Source organism: Pseudomonas putida, assembly GCF_004357765.1.
In the GTDB taxonomy this organism is placed as follows: domain Bacteria; phylum Pseudomonadota; class Gammaproteobacteria; order Pseudomonadales; family Pseudomonadaceae; genus Aquipseudomonas; species Aquipseudomonas putida_U.
The window spans coordinates 150,318-167,151 of the sequence record NZ_SMTE01000007.1; the positions used below are offsets into that span (position 1 = coordinate 150,318).

General features: G+C 63.5%; 10 protein-coding genes and 2 pseudogenes. 3 read left to right on the top strand and 9 right to left on the bottom strand.

Going from position 1 to position 16,834, the window contains the following annotated elements; translation table 11 throughout:
* Window positions 1-12: 12 nt before the first annotated feature.
* Window positions 13-1,320, bottom strand: coding sequence for an NAD(P)/FAD-dependent oxidoreductase (locus E2H86_RS12315; protein ID WP_133328106.1), 1,308 nt, complete (start codon window positions 1,318-1,320; stop codon window positions 13-15).
* Window positions 1,321-1,350: 30 nt separating this feature from the next.
* Window positions 1,351-2,715, bottom strand: coding sequence for a glutamine synthetase family protein (locus tag E2H86_RS12320; protein ID WP_133328108.1), 1,365 nt, complete (start codon window positions 2,713-2,715; stop codon window positions 1,351-1,353).
* Between the two features lie 502 nt (window positions 2,716-3,217).
* Here E2H86_RS12320 and hrpA point away from each other — a divergent pair.
* Together hrpA and E2H86_RS12330 are read left to right on the top strand one after the other, a co-directional pair.
* Window positions 3,218-7,123: an ATP-dependent RNA helicase HrpA gene (gene hrpA, locus E2H86_RS12325; RefSeq protein WP_133328110.1), complete on the top strand. Its 3,906-nt coding sequence runs from the start codon at window positions 3,218-3,220 to the stop codon at window positions 7,121-7,123.
* Between the two features lie 185 nt (window positions 7,124-7,308).
* Window positions 7,309-8,430: a beta-ketoacyl-ACP synthase III gene (locus tag E2H86_RS12330; RefSeq protein WP_133328112.1), complete on the top strand. Its 1,122-nt coding sequence runs from the start codon at window positions 7,309-7,311 to the stop codon at window positions 8,428-8,430.
* Between the two features lie 244 nt (window positions 8,431-8,674).
* On the opposite strand, the gene E2H86_RS12335 is transcribed toward E2H86_RS12330, so the two are convergent.
* Window positions 8,675-9,919 (bottom strand): putative porin, encoded by a 1,245-nt coding sequence (locus tag E2H86_RS12335; RefSeq protein WP_133328114.1) that lies wholly within the window; start codon window positions 9,917-9,919, stop codon window positions 8,675-8,677.
* A gap of 264 nt (window positions 9,920-10,183) precedes the next feature.
* Here E2H86_RS12335 and E2H86_RS12340 point away from each other — a divergent pair, with 264 nt between their 5' ends.
* Window positions 10,184-11,311, top strand: a complete 1,128-nt coding sequence (locus E2H86_RS12340) for a GNAT family N-acetyltransferase (RefSeq protein WP_133328116.1) — start codon at window positions 10,184-10,186, stop codon at window positions 11,309-11,311.
* A 188-nt stretch (window positions 11,312-11,499) separates the two neighbouring features.
* Here E2H86_RS12340 and E2H86_RS26795 read toward each other — a convergent pair.
* The 6 genes and pseudogenes from E2H86_RS26795 to E2H86_RS12365 form a co-directional block, all read right to left on the bottom strand.
* Window positions 11,500-11,868 (bottom strand): annotated as a pseudogene (locus tag E2H86_RS26795) (methyl-accepting chemotaxis protein); the annotation flags it as partial.
* A gap of 138 nt (window positions 11,869-12,006) precedes the next feature.
* Window positions 12,007-12,678, bottom strand: a pseudogene (locus tag E2H86_RS26800) (MCP four helix bundle domain-containing protein); the annotation flags it as partial.
* Window positions 12,599-14,431 (bottom strand): ABC transporter ATP-binding protein, encoded by a 1,833-nt coding sequence (locus E2H86_RS12350; protein ID WP_133328120.1) that lies wholly within the window; start codon window positions 14,429-14,431, stop codon window positions 12,599-12,601. The gene E2H86_RS12350 and the pseudogene E2H86_RS26800, both read right to left, overlap by 80 nt.
* 62 nt (window positions 14,432-14,493) lie before the next feature.
* Entirely contained in the window at window positions 14,494-15,051 is a 558-nt protein-coding gene (locus E2H86_RS12355; protein WP_133328122.1) for a peptidylprolyl isomerase, read from the bottom strand.
* Complete coding sequence (locus tag E2H86_RS12360; protein ID WP_133328124.1) at window positions 15,045-15,857, bottom strand: alpha/beta fold hydrolase; 813 nt, start codon at window positions 15,855-15,857, stop codon at window positions 15,045-15,047. Before E2H86_RS12360 ends, E2H86_RS12355 begins: the two co-directional genes overlap by 7 nt.
* A gap of 12 nt (window positions 15,858-15,869) precedes the next feature.
* Complete coding sequence (locus E2H86_RS12365) at window positions 15,870-16,793, bottom strand: LysR family transcriptional regulator (protein WP_133328126.1); 924 nt, start codon at window positions 16,791-16,793, stop codon at window positions 15,870-15,872.
* Window positions 16,794-16,834: the final 41 nt, after the last annotated feature.

A 16,834-nucleotide genomic window follows, 5' to 3' on the forward strand; every position in this document is an offset into this window, starting at 1 on the left:
AGGCTGCTGAAATCAGCGCAGTTTTTCGAGCATCTGGTAGTACCACATCCCCGCCGCCAACAGCGGATTGCCCAGCAGATCTCCCATCGGCACGCGCACGTGCTTGCACGCGGCGAAGGTGTCGAACTTCTCCAATGTGCCCGTGAGCGCCTCGGCCATGATCTCGCCCATGATGTGGCTGGTGGCGATACCGTGCCCAGAGTAGCCCTGGCAGTACCAGACGTTGTCCGACAGCTTGCCCAGCTGTGGGATGCGATTGACCACGATACCCATGGCGCAGCTCCACTGGAACTCGATCGGCACGCCTTTGAGTGCCGGGAAGGTGCGTTCGATGCAGGGGCGCAGTTCGCCTTCGATATCGCGTGAGTCCCGGCCCGAATAGTTGGCGCCACCGCCGAACAGCAGTCGCTTGTCGGCGGTGAGACGGTAGTAGTCGAGGACGAAGCGGCAGTCGTACACCGCCAGATCCTGCGGGTTGATCTGCTCGGCCAGGTCGCCCAGCGGTGCGGTGGTGACGATGCCGCCCATGGCGGGAAAGATCTTGCCCTTGAGCTGGCGTTTTTCCAGCTTGTGGTAGACGTCGCCGGCCAGCATCACCTGGCGCGCTTCGATCCGCCCCTTGGCGGTGACCACGGCAGGGCGCGGGCCGTGGACGATGTCCAGCACTTCGGAGTTCTCGAAGATCAGCGCGCCCAGGCCATGGGCTGCGCGGGCCTCGCCCAGGCACAGGTTGAGCGGGTGCAGGTGCAGGTTGCGCTGATTCTTCAGTGCACCCAGGTACAGCGGGCTCTGCAGGTGGCGGGCGACACCTTCGCGGTCGAGCAACTGCACCTGCTCGCCCATGCCGCGGCGGTGGGCTTCGGCCTCGAAGCTGCGTAGTTCATTCATGTGCGAAGGTTTCATCGCGGCATGCAGGTGACCTCGCTTGAGATCGCACTCGATGCCGTAGCGCGCCACGCGCTGCTCGATCACCTGGTGCCCGCGCCAGCGCAGGTGCCAGATGAAGTCATCCACTTCGGTGCCCAGACGGTTACGCATCTGTGCACGCATGGCCTCGTCACCCGAGAGACTGCCGGTCACCTGACCGCCATTGCGGCCACTGGCCCCCCAGCCGATGCGGTTGGTTTCGACGATGGCCACTTTCAGGCCACGTTCGGCCAGTTCCACGGCGGTGGCAACGCCGGTGAAGCCGCCGCCGATGATGGCGACGTCGACCTGTACCGTGCCTTCGAGCTGCGGGTATTCGGTGTGGTCGTTGAGGCTGGCACTGTAGTAGGACGGCGCGCGCTGGGCCGGGCCGTGGTTCGCTGCTGCGTTCATGGGTGTTCCTTGTTCTGAATGGGGTAGGGCTCAGGCCTGGTGCAGGTACCAGCGCCAGTCCTGCTCGCTGACTTCGGCCATGAACTGGCGGTACTCGGCACGCTTGACCTTCAGGTATACGCCGAGAAACGCCTCGCCTAGCGCTTCGCGGGCCCAGGTCGATCGCTCCAGGGTCTCGAGTACGCTGAGCCAGTCGGTGGGCAGGTGCTCGTTGGCCTGGGCATAGCCGTTGCCTTCGACCGGCGCGCCGGGATCGAGCTGCTCGCGGATACCGCTGTGGGTGGCCGCCAGGATGGCTGCAGCGGCCAGATAGGGGTTGGCGTCGGCACCGCAGATGCGGTGTTCGATATGCCGGCTGGCCGCTGGGCCACCGGGCACCCGCAGGCTGACCGTGCGGTTGTCGACACCCCAGGTCGGCGCCAGCGGTGCATAGCTGTTGGCCTGGAAGCGGCGGAACGAGTTGGCGTTGGGGCAGAACAGCAGCAGCGAGTCGCGCAGGTGGCGCAACATGCCGGCCACAGCCTGACGCAACAATGGGGTGCCGGCCTTGTCGTCACTGGCGAACAGGTTGTTGCCACCGCTGTCGGCCAGGCTCAGGTGCATGTGCATGCCGGTTCCGGCCAGGTGCGCGAAGGGCTTGGCCATGAAGCACGCCTGCATGCCATGGGCGTGCGCCACGCCTTTTACCAGGCGCTTGTAGCGCACAGCCTGATCCATCGCAGCCAACGCGTCGCCGTGCTCCAGGGTGATTTCCACCTGGCCGGGCGCGTATTCGGAGATCGCCGTGCGTGCGGGAATCCCTTGGGCCTTGCAGGCGGCATAGAGGTCGGCGAGGAACGGCTCGATCTGCTCCAGTTCACGCAAGCCGTACACCTGGGTCGATCGTGGACGACCGCCATCGCTGTCCAGGGCCGGCTGCGGGCGGCCCTGGGCATCGCGTTGCTGGTCGAGCAGGTAGAACTCCAGCTCGCAGGCCATCACCGGGTGGTAGCCGTCGGCCTTGAGTGCTTCGATGGTACGCAACAGTACATGGCGAGGGTCGGCGACACTGGCGGGCAGGCCCTCGGTCGGGTGCATGCTGACCTGCACTGCAGCCGTCGGCACTCGCCGCCAGGGCAGCCGTACCAAGCTGCCTTCCAGAGGGTAGGCGCGGCAGTCGATATCGCCGACGTCCCAGACCAGGCCTGAGTTTTCCACGTCGTCGCCATTGACGGTCAGGCCGAGGATGGTACTCGGCAGCGGTCGACCGCTCTGGTACACCGCCAGCAATTCGTCGCGGTGCAGCAGCTTGCCGCGGGGCACGCCATTGGCGTCGAGGATGAACAGTTCGAACAGTTCGACATCGGGGTTGGCAGCCAGAAACTGGCTGGCCTGCTCTACAGGTGCAAAGTGCATGTTTTTTCGCTCGTGGGCACACCGGGCCGCCACGTTTGCGGGCGGTCCAGCTGGGTCGAGCGGCCAGACAACGGCCGCGTTCGGTCACAGGGGCGAGAGCGAGGTATCCGGTGGGCGGGCGTGCCGGCAGTGCCACAGGGCCCAGAAGGCGAGGATGACGTGGACCAGCGGATTTTCACCGGCGCAGGTCCTGGCCTTCGGTAGCGAAGGGCGGGGCAGCGGGGGCGCGATGGTCGGGACGGGGATCATGCCTTGGATACTCACATGGGGCTTAAGGTTGATTAAAGCAGTGAATGGCAACCTTTACGTTGGGGTTGGCTAAACATTTGGGGCGTTAGGGCGGGCCCTTTCGCTTTCAGACTCGACGCAATCCTGTAGGAGCGGGTTTACCCGCGAAAGGGCCTGCACAGAAAGCAAAGAACCCACAAATCTGCGACAATCGCGCATCCTCACGAATGCCGATCATGAAAAAGCAGGCTCACCTGCATCACTAAAAAGCCCCATGACTGACCACGCCATCGACAAACTGCTGCAAAACCTCGACCACGCCATGATCGCCGACCGCCACCGTCTGCGCCGGCAATTGCATGAGCTGCGCAAGCGCCCCGATGAGGCGAAGCTCGCGCAGTGGGTGGAGAAGGTCCAGGCGTCCTGCGCCCAGGTCACCGCACGGCAGAACAGCGTGCCGCAGATTCGCTACGACGACAGCCTGCCGATCGCCGCCAAGCGCGACGAAATCAAGAAGGCCCTGGCCGAGCATCAGGTGTTGGTGATCGCCGGCGAAACCGGATCGGGCAAGACTACCCAGTTGCCGAAGATCTGTCTGGAGTTGGGCCGGGGCAGCCATGGTCTGATCGCCCATACCCAGCCCCGCCGGATCGCGGCACGCAGCGTGGCGGCCCGGGTCGCCGAAGAACTCGGCACGCCGCTGGGCGCGCTGGTCGGCTATCAGGTGCGCTTCGAGGACCAGAGCGATGCCAACACCCTGGTCAAGCTGATGACCGACGGCATTCTGTTGGCTGAGACCCAGCACGATCGCTTCCTCGAGCGCTACGACACGATCATCGTCGACGAAGCCCACGAGCGCAGTCTGAACATCGATTTTCTGCTCGGCTACCTCAAGACTCTGCTGCACCGCCGCCCTGACCTGAAACTGATCATCACCTCGGCGACCATCGACCTTGAGCGCTTCTCCAAGCACTTCGATGGCGCGCCGATCATCGAGGTGTCCGGCCGTACCTACCCCGTCGAAACCTGGTACCGGCCATTGACCAGCGAACAGGACGAGGAAGGCAATCAGGTCGAGGAGGACCTCACGGTCGACCAGGCGATCCTCGCCACCCTCGACGAGATCGCCCACCACGAGCGCAGCAACGGCAAGGGGCCGGGCGATGTGCTGGTGTTCCTGCCTGGCGAGCGTGAGATCCGCGATGCCGCCGAGATTCTGCGCAAGGCGCAGCTGCGCCACACCGAGATCCTGCCGCTTTACGCACGCTTGTCGCCGGCCGAGCAGCAACGCATTTTCCAGCCGCACACCGGACGTCGGGTGGTGCTTGCCACCAACGTGGCGGAAACCTCGCTGACCGTACCCGGCATTCGTTACGTGATCGATACCGGTACTGCCCGCATCAGCCGCTACAGCTACCGCGCCAAGGTCCAGCGCCTGCCGATCGAGGCGGTGTCCCAGGCCAGCGCCAATCAGCGCAAGGGGCGTTGTGGACGGGTCGAGCCTGGTATTTGCGTACGGCTGTACAGCGAGGAGGACTTCAACGGCCGGCCTGCCTTCACCGATCCAGAGATCCTGCGCACCAACCTGGCGGCGGTGATCCTGCAGATGTTGCACCTGCGCCTAGGCGCCATCGACGCTTTCCCCTTCATCGAGCCGCCGGATGGCAAGGCCATCAGCGATGGCTTCAATTTGTTGCAGGAGCTGTCGGCGGTCAACCGCGAGAACCAGCTGACCCCGCTCGGGCGCCAATTGGCGCGTTTGCCGATCGATCCTCGGCTGGGTCGCATGCTCCTCGAAGGCGCCCGCCAGGGCAGCCTGCAGGAGGTGTTGATCGTGGCCAGTGCCTTGTCGGTACAAGACCCGCGCGAGCGCCCACCCGAGCGCCAGCAGGCCGCCGACCAGGCGCATGCCCAGTGGAAGGATGTCGATTCCGACTTCGCCGCGCTGGTGAATCTGTGGCGTGGCTTCGAGGAGCAGCGTCAGGCTTTGACCGCCAGTCCGCTGCGCAACTGGTGCCGCAAGCACTTCCTCAATTACCTGCGGCTTCGTGAATGGCGAGACGCCCACCGCCAGCTGGCGCTGATCTGCCGCGACCTGCAACTGGCGGTGAACAAGGAACCGTGCGATTACCAGAAGCTGCACAAGGCGATCCTCAGTGGACTGCTCAGCCAGATCGGCCACAAGACCGAGGACGGCGACTACCAAGGTGCTCGTCAACGGCGCTTCTGGGTCCATCCATCGTCAGGCATCGGGCGCAAGCGCCCGCAGTGGGTGATGGCAGCCGAACTGGTCGAAACCACCAAACTGTATGCGCGGATGGTGGCCAAGATCGAGCCCGACTGGATCGAGCCGTTGGCCGGCCACCTGGTCAAGAAGAACCACTTCGAACCGCATTGGGAGAAGAAGCGCGGGCAGGTGGTGGCCTACGAACAGATCACCTTGTACGGCTTGATCCTGGTCGGTCGCCGCCCCGTGCACTTCGGCCCGATCGATCCGGTCATCTCGCGGGAGCTGTTCATTCGTGAAGGCTTGGTGGGGGGTGAAATCCAGTCACGGGCCAAATGCCTGGCGGCCAACAAGCGCCTGCTCGAACAGCTCGACGAGCTGGAGGCCAAGGCCCGCCGGCGTGACATCCTGGCCGACGAGGAAACCCTCTACGCCTTCTACGAGGCGCGCCTGCCCGCGGAGATCCACCAGACCGCGACCTTCGACAGCTGGTATCGGATGAACAGCCAGAAGGACGCCAACCTGCTGATCATGCGCGAGGAAGACGTTCTGGCCCGTGAGGCCAGCGAGGTCACTGCGGCGCAATACCCGGACACCCTGCAGTTGGGCGAACTGCGCCTGCCGCTGAGCTACCACTTCGAACCTGGGCACCCCCGGGACGGCGTAACGGTGCGCGTGCCAGCCCCATTGCTGCCGAGCCTGCCGGGCGAGCGCCTGGAATGGCTGGTGCCAGGGCTGATCGAAGCCAAGTGCGTGGCACTGGTACGCAACCTGCCCAAGGCCCTGCGCAAGAACTTCGTGCCGGTGCCTGACTTCGTCAAGGCGGCGCTGGCGCGCATGAGTTTCGGCCAGGGCGCGTTGCCTCAGGCGCTGGGTCAGGAACTGCTGCGCATGACCGGTGCCCGTGTGCCGGACGAAGCTTGGGAGGAGTCGGTGAGCCTGGTCGAAGGGCATCTGCGGATGAACATCGAAGTTCTCGATGGCCAGGGCAAGTTCCTTGGCGAGGGCCGTGATCTGGCTGAACTGACCGCGCGCTTCGCTGCCGCCAGCCAGGCGGCCTTGGCCGTGCCACGTAACGACAAGGCCGAACAACCGGTGCAGGCCAAGGCTTTCAGCGAAGTTGCGCAGACGGCTCAGCAAAAGATCGCCGGGCTGTCGATGACGGTTTACCCAGCACTGGTCGAGGAAAACGGCACGGTTCGCGAAGGGCGTTTCTCGACCCAGGCCGAGGCCGAGTTCCAGCACCGCCGCGCCCTGCAGCGTCTGTTGCTGCAACAGCTGGCGGAGCCGGCCAAGTTCCTGCGCGGCAAGCTGCCGGGCCTGACCGAGTTGGGCCTTTTGTACCGGGAGCTGGGCCGTATCGAAGCGCTGGTGGAGGACATCCTGCTGGCGAGCCTGGACACCTGCATCCTCGAAGGCGAGTCACCGTTGCCCCGCGATGGTGCCGCGCTGGCCGGACTCGCCGAACGCAAGCGCGGCAACTGGGCAGAGCATGCCGAGCGCCTGGCGCGCCAGACCCTGGAGGTCCTCAAGCTGTGGCATGGCCTGCAGAAGCGCTTCAAGGGCAAGATCGACCTGAGCCAGGCAGTTGCGCTCAACGACATCAAGCAGCAATTGGCCAACCTGGTGTATCCGGGCTTCGTGCGCGAGACGCCGAATGCCTGGTTCAAGGAGTTGCCGCGCTACCTCAAGGCGGTGGAACTGCGCCTGGAAAAACTCGGTGCGCAGGTGCAGAAGGACCGGGTGTGGAGCGGCGAACTGGGCAACCTCTGGGCCCAGTACAAGGCCCGTGCCGACAAGCATGCCCAGGAAGGCAAGCGTGACGAGCAGTTGACCCTGTACCGCTGGTGGTTGGAGGAATACCGGGTGTCGTTGTTCGCCCAGCAGTTGGGGACGAAGGTGCCTATTTCGGACAAGCGACTGAGCAAGCAGTGGAGTCAGGTGGAAGGCTAAACTTCCGCAGATGTGGCAATATTGAGGCAATTTGGGCCGCGTTGTGGCCCTTTCGCGGGGGCAGAGTCGAGGAACCCGCGTAGGAGGGCACTGCCCTCGTCATTGAGTTGGTACTAAAGTGCCATTATTCAGTCATGTTTTCTGCCAGCGCCCCGTGGCGATGGCCTTTGACCAGAGGAACGACCGTGCATAACGTCGTGATCAGCGGCACCGGCCTGTATACCCCGGCCCAGAGCATTTCCAACGAAGAACTGGTGCAGTCCTTCAACACCTGGGCGCAGCAGTACAACCAGGACAACGCCGCCGCCATCGAGCGCGGCGAACTCGAAGCCGCGCCCGAATCCAGCGCCGCGTTCATCGAGAAGGCCTCGGGCATCAAGAGCCGCTTCGTCATGGACAAGGACGGCATTCTCGACCCGCAGCGCATGAAGCCGCGCCTGCCGGAGCGCTCCAACGACGAGCCGTCGATTCTCTGCGAGATGGCTGTGGCTGCTGCCCGCCAGGCCTTGCAGCGTGCCGGGCGTACCGCCGCGGATGTCGACGGAGTGATCGTCGCCTGTTCCAACCTGCAGCGTCCGTACCCCGCCATTGCCATCGAAGTGCAGCAGGCGTTGGGCATCCAGGGCTTTGCCTTCGACATGAACGTGGCCTGCTCGTCGGCCACCTTCGGCATTCAGACCGCCGCCAACAGCGTGCAACTGGGCCAGGCCCGTGCGGTGCTGATGGTCAACCCGGAGGTGTGCACCGGCCACCTCAACTTCCGTGACCGCGACAGCCATTTCATCTTCGGGGACGCCGCCACCGCCGTGCTGATCGAGCGCGCCGACCTGGCCACCTCGGAGCATCAGTTCGATATCGTCAGCAGCAAGCTGTGGACCGAATTCTCCAACAACATTCGCAACAACTTCGGCTTCCTCAACCGCGCAGCCGAAGAGGGCATCGGTGCGCCCGACAAGCTGTTCATCCAGGAGGGGCGCAAAGTCTTCCGCGAGGTGTGCCCGAAGGTCGCCGAGCTGGTTGGTCAGCACCTGGAGGAGAACGACCTGCAACCATCCGACGTGAAGCGCTTCTGGCTGCACCAGGCGAACCTGAGCATGAACCAGCTGATCGTCAAGAAGCTGTTGGGGCGTGAGGTGGATGAGCAGGAAGCGCCAGTGATCCTCGATCGCTATGCCAATACCAGTTCGGCGGGGTCGGTGATTGCCTTCCACCTGTACCAGGATGATCTGGCTCCGGGTGCGCTGGGTGTACTGAGTTCGTTTGGGGCGGGGTATTCGATCGGGAGCGTGATCCTGCGCAAGCGCTGAGTTCTGTGGCGCCTGTTCAGCCCTCTTCGCGGGCAAGTCGGGGCGCCGAACCGCCGCTCCCACAGTGGCCACAGTTCTCTGCGCGACAGCGCAGAAGGGCTGGGTGATCTCCCACAAGTACCGCACAGCTTTCGTGGGGCTTGCCCGCCAAGAGGGCGATGCATTTCCAACAGGCAAAAAAGGCAGGAAACGCCGGATGGGGTCGGCATTTCCCGCCTCAGAGTGAAACGGAGCAAGGTGTCGCTTAGAACTTGGCTTCCAGATCGACCTGCAGGGTGTCGACATCAGCATTGCTGTTGGGCAATTGCGACAGGTCGGTCTTGGCCATCAGGTAAGCAGCACCGAGCGAGAAGTTCTTGTCGATCTCGTAGCCGACCTTGAACTTGTGACCACGCGAACCCGTGAAGCCGTTGCCGAAGTCCGAGTCGGTGAACAGGCTGACCACCGCGTTACGCTGGACATCGCGGTAGTTGTAATCCAGGCTCCAGGCGCCGACCTTGGTCTTCAAACCTGCCAACCAGCCCACGTCAGCACCGTCGGTGCTCTCGGTGTTCTTGACGTATTGGCCGTACGCGGACAACGGGATGGCGAAGCCAGTGAAGTCGAGCTGACCGAAGCCTTCGACCAGATTGAACTCGTTGGTGGTATTGCCCAGCGAAGCCAGCAGCGCCGAGGCTTTGTCATTGTCATAGCCGTAGATGCTCGCGCCCACGGTCAGCTTGAGGACGTCGGCCGGTGCGAACTTGGCACCCAACTGGCCGTGGTAGAGCTGCGCGTCGTGCTTGTACTGGACGCCGTCACCGTCGACGTTGTCTTTGAGGGTGTACTGACCGGCACTGGCGAATACTTCGGCGCCACCCAGGTCGGTCTTGTAGGTGGCTGCCACGCCTTCGGGGTTGATGTCGCCGTCCCAGATGATGTCGCCCATGCTGACCCAGGGCTGTTGCATCTTGCCGCCGATCAGGTGCAAGCCCGGCAGTGCGGTGGGGTGCCAATCCAGGTACGCCAGGTCGACCCACAGGTTCTTCTTGTCGAAATAGTTGTCCAGGCTCTGGTTGGTCGAGCGGCGGTCGGAGCTGCTGCCGGTGGCGATACGCACGCCAGCGTCGACCTGCGGGTTGATTTCGCTATAGAAGCCGACGCGGGCACGCACGCGCTGACGGTCCTGGTTGCCACTGCTGCTGTTCGGGTCGTCGACGTTGACGTCTTCGTAGCGCAGGCGTACATCACCCTTGATCTGGGTTTTGGCGGCCCAGGCAACTTTCTGCTCGAAGGAACTCATACGCTCTGCCTGAGCTTTCTGATCCGCCTTTTCCTTGGTTTCCGTGGCCAGGTCGGCCTGCAGTTCGTTGTACTGCGCCTGGTTGATGGAACCGTTGGCGCGGAGCATTTCGAGCAGCTTGGCGTCGACTGCAGCACTGGCCGGAGTACTCAGAGCCAGCATCATGCCGGTGAGGCTCACTCCGGTAAGTGTAGAAACAAGACGCATAAGGTTCTCCCTGTTGGAAATAAGTGGGGAGGCTTTTGCGCCCGCCCCCAAGTTGGCATGTCTTCGGAAAAGGCCTGGCTAGACAGGTTTCTGGGGTTCCGGAAAACAGGCGCAAGTATTGCGGCGGGGAATGACAGATTGATGTCTAATTGATGGCGTTGCGGTTAAGTGTTTGAGATTAAAAGGTTTGAGGAAAACATCCGCTCATTTGAGTGAAACGGCCTTCTCCCGGATACTGGTGGCCTTCCACTGCGAGTCGAAAACGTGACCAGCCTCTACAGCCTTGCCCACTTGCGTGATCTACCGGCAGCGACCTGGGACGCCTTGGTGCCTGCCGGCCAACCGTTTTTGCGCCACGCTTTCCTCACTGCGCTGGAGGACAGTGGCAGTGTTGCACCGGCCACGGGTTGGGCTGCCGAACACCTGCTGCTGGAGCGCGATGGCGAGGTCCGCGCGATACTGCCGGCCTACCGTAAATGGCATTCGTTCGGCGAATACGTGTTCGACCATGGTTGGGCCGACGCCTGCGAGCGTGCCGGCATCGCCTATTACCCCAAGTTGCTCGGTGCGGTGCCGTTCAGTCCTGTCGCCGGTTCGCGCCTGTTGGTGACCGATCCCGCCGATGGCTTGCTGCTGTTGCAGGCGTTGCCCGAATACCTGGGCAAGGGCGGACTTTCCGGAGCGCACATCAACTTCACCGATCCTGGGCTGGACCAGCACCTGGCTGGACAGCCCGGTTGGCTCGAGCGCCTGGGTTGCCAGTTTCACTGGCGCAACCGCAGCTATGGGGATTTCCAGGACTTCCTCGACACCTTGAGTTCGCGCAAGCGTAAGCAGATGCGCAAGGAGCGCGAGCAGGTAGCTGGGCAGGGCATCGAATTTCGCTGGTACCAGGGGCACGAGCTGAGCGAGGCGCAATGGGATTTCGTCTACCGCTGTTATGCCAATACCTATGCGGTACGCCGCCGCGCGCCTTACCTGACCCGTGAGTGCTTCAGCCTATGGGCCGAGCGTATGCCCGAGGCGCTGCGCGTGGTGATGGCTCGGCAGGGTGGCCGCGACGTGGCCATGGCCCTGAGCCTGGTCGGTGGTGACAGCCTGTATGGCCGTTATTGGGGCTGCCTGGACGAATTCGACCGGCTGCATTTCGAGACCTGTTTCTATCAGGGCATGGACTTCGCCATAGCCGAGGGCATCCAGCGTTTCGATGCCGGCGCCCAAGGCGAACACAAGTTGATTCGCGGTTTCGAACCGGTGCTGACGCGGTCGTGGCACTACCTGTTGCACCCCGGATTGCGGCGTGCGGTGGATGAGTTTCTGCAGCAGGAGCGTGAGGGCGTGCGGGCCTACGCCGAGCAGGCCCGGGAGATGTTGCCCTACCGGCGCGATTGATCGCGCCGTGTGGCACAGGCTGCGCCTGTGTTCGCGGGACAAGCCCGCTCCCACAGAGTGAACACCCTCCTTGCAGGCAACCCCCCACCTCCCACAGAGTGAACACTCTCCTTGCAGGCAACTCCACACCTGTGGGAGCGGGCTTGTCCCGCGAACACGGGCGCAGCCCGTGCCATCCACCGCCGCCATCAAAGGGTAAAGCGCTTCACCAAGCCATTGAGCCCGGTGGCCAGGCGCGACAGTTCCTGGCTCGAGGCATTGGTCTGTTGCGAACCGGAGGCGCTCTGCACCGACAGGTCGCGGATGTTGGTGAGATTGCGATCGACCTCCCGCGCCACCTCCGCCTGCTCCTCGGCTGCACTGGCGATCACCAGGTTGCGCTCGTACATCTCGCTGATCCCTGAGGTGATCTCATGTAACGCCTGCCCGGCACTCTGCGCCAGTTCCTGGGTCGAGTTCTGCGTGCGGTGCGCCAGGGCCCTTACTTCGTCGGCCACCACGGCAAAACCACGCCCGGACTCCCCAGCCCGGGCGGCCTCGATGGCGGCGTTCAGCGCCCGGGTCAGCAGCCAGGCCAGGACGATGGTCACCAGCGCCGCCAGCACGATCACCGCGATCACCACCGTGCGCGATTGCCCATAGCGCTCGGCTGAGAGGGTACCCTCGCGCTCGATGCCCTTGCCATACAGATCGCCCAGTTCGGCCAGTTGCGCACCGGTGCCATCGACCACCGGCTTCATGTCCACCAGCACGAGCTTCTGCAGGGCGGCGCTGTCGCCGCGCCGGGCCAGGGCGAAGGAGTCGGCCATGCCCTTCTGGTACACCGCGAAGTCGCGCCTGAACAGCTGGTACAGGCGGGGTTCCTCCGGCGTGTCGACGAGCGCCTCGTAGGCCTGGATGTTTTGCATCAGCACCGTATTGCGCGCCTCGTACTGGCTGACATAGGTGTCGACGTTGGCCGGGTTGGGGTCGAGCGCCACGCGCAGCGAGATGGTGCGGATGCGCAGCATGTTTTCGCGGATGGCGTCCACGGTGCGAATGCTTGGCACCCAGTCCTTTTCCATCGCCGTGGCCGAATCACGAATGGTCGACATCTTGGCCAGCGAAAACACCCCAAGAAACGCAACCATCAGTGCAATACAGGCAAAGCCCGAAGCAGCCCTTGGCGCGATACTCCATCTGCGTAACAGCATTATCACTTCGCCGGCCCACCAGGGCCTGTAGTTGTTGAGTCGTACGACAACTTCTATCGGCGAGGTGGGCGGACGCTTGAGGGGCGGGCAGGGGTCAGTCGACGCCGACGAAACCCCCGGTCTGGTGGTGCCAGAGGCGGGCATACAAGCCCTGCTGGGCCAGCAGTTCGGCATGGGTGCCGGTTTCTACCACGTGGCCCTGGTCGAGCACCACCAGGCGGTCCATGCGGGCGATGGTCGACAGGCGGTGGGCGATGGCGATCACCGTCTTGCCCTGCATCAGGGTTTCCAGGCTTTCCTGGATCGCGGCTTCTACCTCCGAATCCAGGGCCGAGGTGGCTTCGTCCATGATCAGGATCGGCGCATTCTTCAACAGCACTCGGGCAATGGCGATGCGCTGGCGCTGGCCGCCGGACAGCTTGACCCCGCGTTCACCGACATGGGCATCGAAGCCGGTACGGCCCTGGGCGTCGGACAACTGTGGGATGAAGCCATCGGCCCGTGCCCGCCGTACCGCCTCGAGCAACTGCGCCTCGCTGGCGTCGGGACGGCCGTAGAGCAGGTTGTCGCGGATCGAGCGGTGTAGCAGCGAGGTGTCCTGGGTAATCATGCCGATCTGCGCGCGCAGACTGGTCTGGCTGACCTCGGCGATGTCCTGACCATCGATCAGGATGCGCCCGCCCTGTACGTCGTAAAGGCGCAACAACAGGTTCACCAGGGTCGACTTGCCCGCACCCGAGGGGCCGATCAGGCCGATTTTCTCGCCGGGACGGATATCCAGGTTCAGCCCCTCGATGACCTTGGCGCCCTTGCCATAGTGGAAGTCGACATCGTCGAAACGCACGTTCCCTCGGCTGACCTTGAGGGGCGGAGCGTCGGGTTTGTCACGCACGGTGACCGGTTGGGCGATGGTCTGCAGACCGTCCTGGACCATGCCGATGTTCTCGAAGATGCCGTTGACCACCCACATGATCCAGCCCGACATGTTGACGATGCGGATCACCAGGCCGGTGGCCAGGGCGATGGCGCCCACGGTGATCAGTGACTGGCTCCACAACCACAGGGCCATCCCCGTGGTGACCACCACCAGCAGGCCATTGAGGGTGGTGATGACCACGTCCATGCTGGTGATGACCCGCGAAGCCAGCTGGGTCTTCTCGGTCTGTTCGCGAATTGCCTCGCGCGCGTACTGTTGTTCGTAGTCGGTATGGGCGAACAGTTTCAATGTCGCGATGTTGGTATAGCCGTCGACGATGCGCCCCATGAGCTTGGAGCGGGCGTCGGACGAGATCACCGAACGTGCCTTGACCCGTGGCACGAAGTAGAAGAGGGCAGCGACGTAGCCGGCAATCCACGCCAGCAGCGGCAGCATCAGGCGCCAATCGGCCTCGGCGAACAGCACCAGCGAGCTGATGGCGTAGATCAGCACATGCCACAGGGCGTCCACCGCCTGCACGGCTGAATCGCGCAGCGAGTTGCCGGTCTGCATGATGCGCTGGGCGATGCGCCCGGCGAAGTCGCTCTGGAAGAAATTCAGGCTCTGCTTGAGCACGTAGGTATGATTCTGCCAGCGGATCAGGCTGGTCATGCCCGGGTTGATGGTCTGATGCACCAGCAGGTCATGCAGGCCGAAGAACAGCGGACGCAGCACCAGGATCACCACCAGCATCCAGATCAGCTCGCCGCTGTGCTCGCTGAAGAAGCTGACGTTGGGCGTGCCTTGGGCCAGATCGATGATGCGGCTGAGGTAGCTGAACATCGCCACCTCGATCACCGAGGCGACCAGACCGACCACCAGCAGGGCGAGAAAGCTGGGCCATACCTGGCGCAGGTAGTAGAGGTAGAACGGCCAGACCTGGCTGGGCGGCGACTCGCTGGGCGCGTCGCGGAAGATGTCGATCAGTTGCTCGAAACGACGATACAGCATGGGCAGTGCAACTCCTTTTCCAACCGACCGGCAGGTGGCTCACATCCTTGTGAGACCGGCAATCAGTCGATGCGTTTGGCCGACTTGATGTAGACCGGGTCAGCCGGTACATCGCGCATGCCTTTCTTGATGGTGGTGGGCGAGTTGACGATCTGGTCGACTACCTGCATGCCCTTGGTGACCTTGCCGAACACTGCATAGCCGGCGTCGCGACCGGGGTTGAGGAAGTCATTGTCGGCGACGTTGATGAAGAACTGGCTGGTGGCCGAATTCGGGTTGGAGGTACGCGCCATGGACAGGGTGCCACGGGTGTTCATCAGGCCATTACCGGCTTCGTTCTTGATCGGATCGCGGGTGTCTTTCTGCACCATCTGGTCGGTGAAGCCGCCGCCCTGGACCATGAAGCCCGGGATCACGCGGTGGAAGATGGTGTTGTTGTAGAAGCCGCTGTCGACGTATTCGAGGAAGTTCTTCGTACTGATCGGCGCCTTCTCGGCATTGAGTTCGATTTCGACCTGGCCGAAGCTGGTGTCGAGCAGTACGTGCGGGGTTTTGTCCGAGGCCATCACGCTGGCGGCAAAAGCGAACGAGCAGGCGGTGAGCAGAAGGTTTTTCAGCATGGGCTCAAAGATCCTTGAGAGGTGGAAGCGGCGGTCAGAAACTGCAGCAGGGTCTGGTTGAAGACGTCCGGTTGATCGAGGGGCGTAGCGTGCCGGGAATCGTCGATGATCGCCAGCCTGGCCTTGGGTATTTTGGCCACGTAGCGCTCCTTGAGGTGTATCGGGGTGTAATCGTGGTCGGCGGCGATGATCAGCGTCGGGCAGCGTATCTGTCCGATGCGTTCTTCTACGCCCCAGTCGACGATGGCGTCGAAACTGGCGAGGTAGGCGCGTTTGTCGTTGCGGGCCCAGCGTTGAGCCATGGTCTGGCGTAAATCGGCCTGTTCGGGCTTGGGGAACAGCCGTTCGGCCAAACCCTTGCCCACCGTCTCGACGCTGAGCAGGCGCGCCAGGCTCCAGCGCTTGGCCCACCATAGCCAGTCGGAAGCGGTGCGCCGCTTGACCGCCGGGGCGCTGTTGACGATACACAGGCTGCGTAGCCATTGCGGGTGGTCGACGGCGAACTGGAAGCCGACCATGCCGCCCATCGAAAGCCCGACGAAGTGCACCGGTCCGGTTTGCAGGTGTTCGAGCAAGGCCAGCAGGTCGGCGCTGAAGGTGGCGATCTGGTAACCGTCGCGGGGTTTGTCGGAGCGCCCGTGGCCACGGATGTCCATGAGGATCACCCGGTAGTGCTGGCTCAGCAACGGCACCTGCAGCTCCCAGTCCTGGCTGCTGGAACCGAGCCCGTGCAACAGCACCACGGGGTCGCCGTGGCCGTATTCCTGATAATGCAAAGAGCATCCTTCATGTTCGAAATAGGCCAAGGCGCGGTCCTCTCAGGCTTGTGGGGGGGCTGCGAAGGGCACGTCCAGGGGCGCGGTGTCGAAATTGCGCAGCAGGTCGATGAGAATCTGCGTGGCCGGGCCCAAGGTCTTCTCTTTGCTCGAATAAAGGTAGAACAGCGGATGGCGGCTGCCACCCTGATCCAGCGGCAGCGGTTTGAGCACGCCGTCGCGCAGTTCGCGTTCGATCATGTGCCGCGGTAGCCAGGCGAAGCCCAGGCCGCTACTGACAAAGGTGGCAGCGGTGCCGAGGCTGCCGACCGTCCAGCGTTGTTCGGCGCCCAGCCAACCGACATCGCGTGGCTGCGCCCGGCCCGAGTCGCGGATCACCACTTGCAGTTGGCTTTCCAGATCCTGGAAGGTGATCTCCCGGCCCAGACGGTGCAGGCTGTGCTCAGGGTGGGCGACGGCGACGAACTCCACCGAACTCAGCTCGGTGCCCAGGTAGCCGCCGATGCTGAAGCTGCTGATGGCGAGGTCGGCGATGCCTTCGTGCAGCACCTCCTCGACCCCTGACAGCACTTCCTCACGCAAGCGCACGCGGCAACCCCGGCTTTGCGGCATGAATGCACTGAGGGCGCGCACCAGGCGAGCGCTGGGATAGGCGGCGTCGACCACCACGCGCACCTCGGCTTCCCAGCCTTGTTCCATGTGGTGGGCCAGGTCTTCGAGTTGGCTGGCTTGCTTGACCAGGTGCCGCGAACGGCGCAGCAACACGTTGCCGGCCTCGGTCAGCACCGCCTTGCGCCCGTCGATGCGCAGCAAGGGCACGCCCAGCTGCTCCTGCATGCGCGCCACGGTATAGCTCACCGATGATTGCGAGCGGTGCAGGGCCTCGGCGGCCTGGGCAAACCCACCGTGGTCGACCACCGCCTGCAGGGTTCGCCACTGATCCAGGGTTACGCGCGGCGCTTTCATCTTCGGCTCCTGTTGTCCTAAGCTGCGCTCTTCTCAAGGAG

Bases quoted from the DNA above. Each gene is read 5' to 3' on its own strand.
- E2H86_RS12315 (WP_133328106.1), bottom strand. From the start codon at position 1,320: ATGAACGCAGCAGCGAACCACGGCCCGGCCCAGCGCGCGCCGTCCTAC.
- E2H86_RS12320 (WP_133328108.1), bottom strand. From the start codon at position 2,715: ATGCACTTTGCACCTGTAGAGCAGGCCAGCCAGTTTCTGGCTGCCAAC.
- hrpA (WP_133328110.1), top strand. From the start codon at position 3,218: ATGACTGACCACGCCATCGACAAACTGCTGCAAAACCTCGACCACGCC.
- E2H86_RS12335 (WP_133328114.1), bottom strand. From the start codon at position 9,919: ATGCGTCTTGTTTCTACACTTACCGGAGTGAGCCTCACCGGCATGATG.
- E2H86_RS12350 (WP_133328120.1), bottom strand. From the start codon at position 14,431: ATGCTGTATCGTCGTTTCGAGCAACTGATCGACATCTTCCGCGACGCG.
- E2H86_RS12355 (WP_133328122.1), bottom strand. From the start codon at position 15,051: ATGCTGAAAAACCTTCTGCTCACCGCCTGCTCGTTCGCTTTTGCCGCC.
- E2H86_RS12365 (WP_133328126.1), bottom strand. From the start codon at position 16,793: ATGAAAGCGCCGCGCGTAACCCTGGATCAGTGGCGAACCCTGCAGGCG.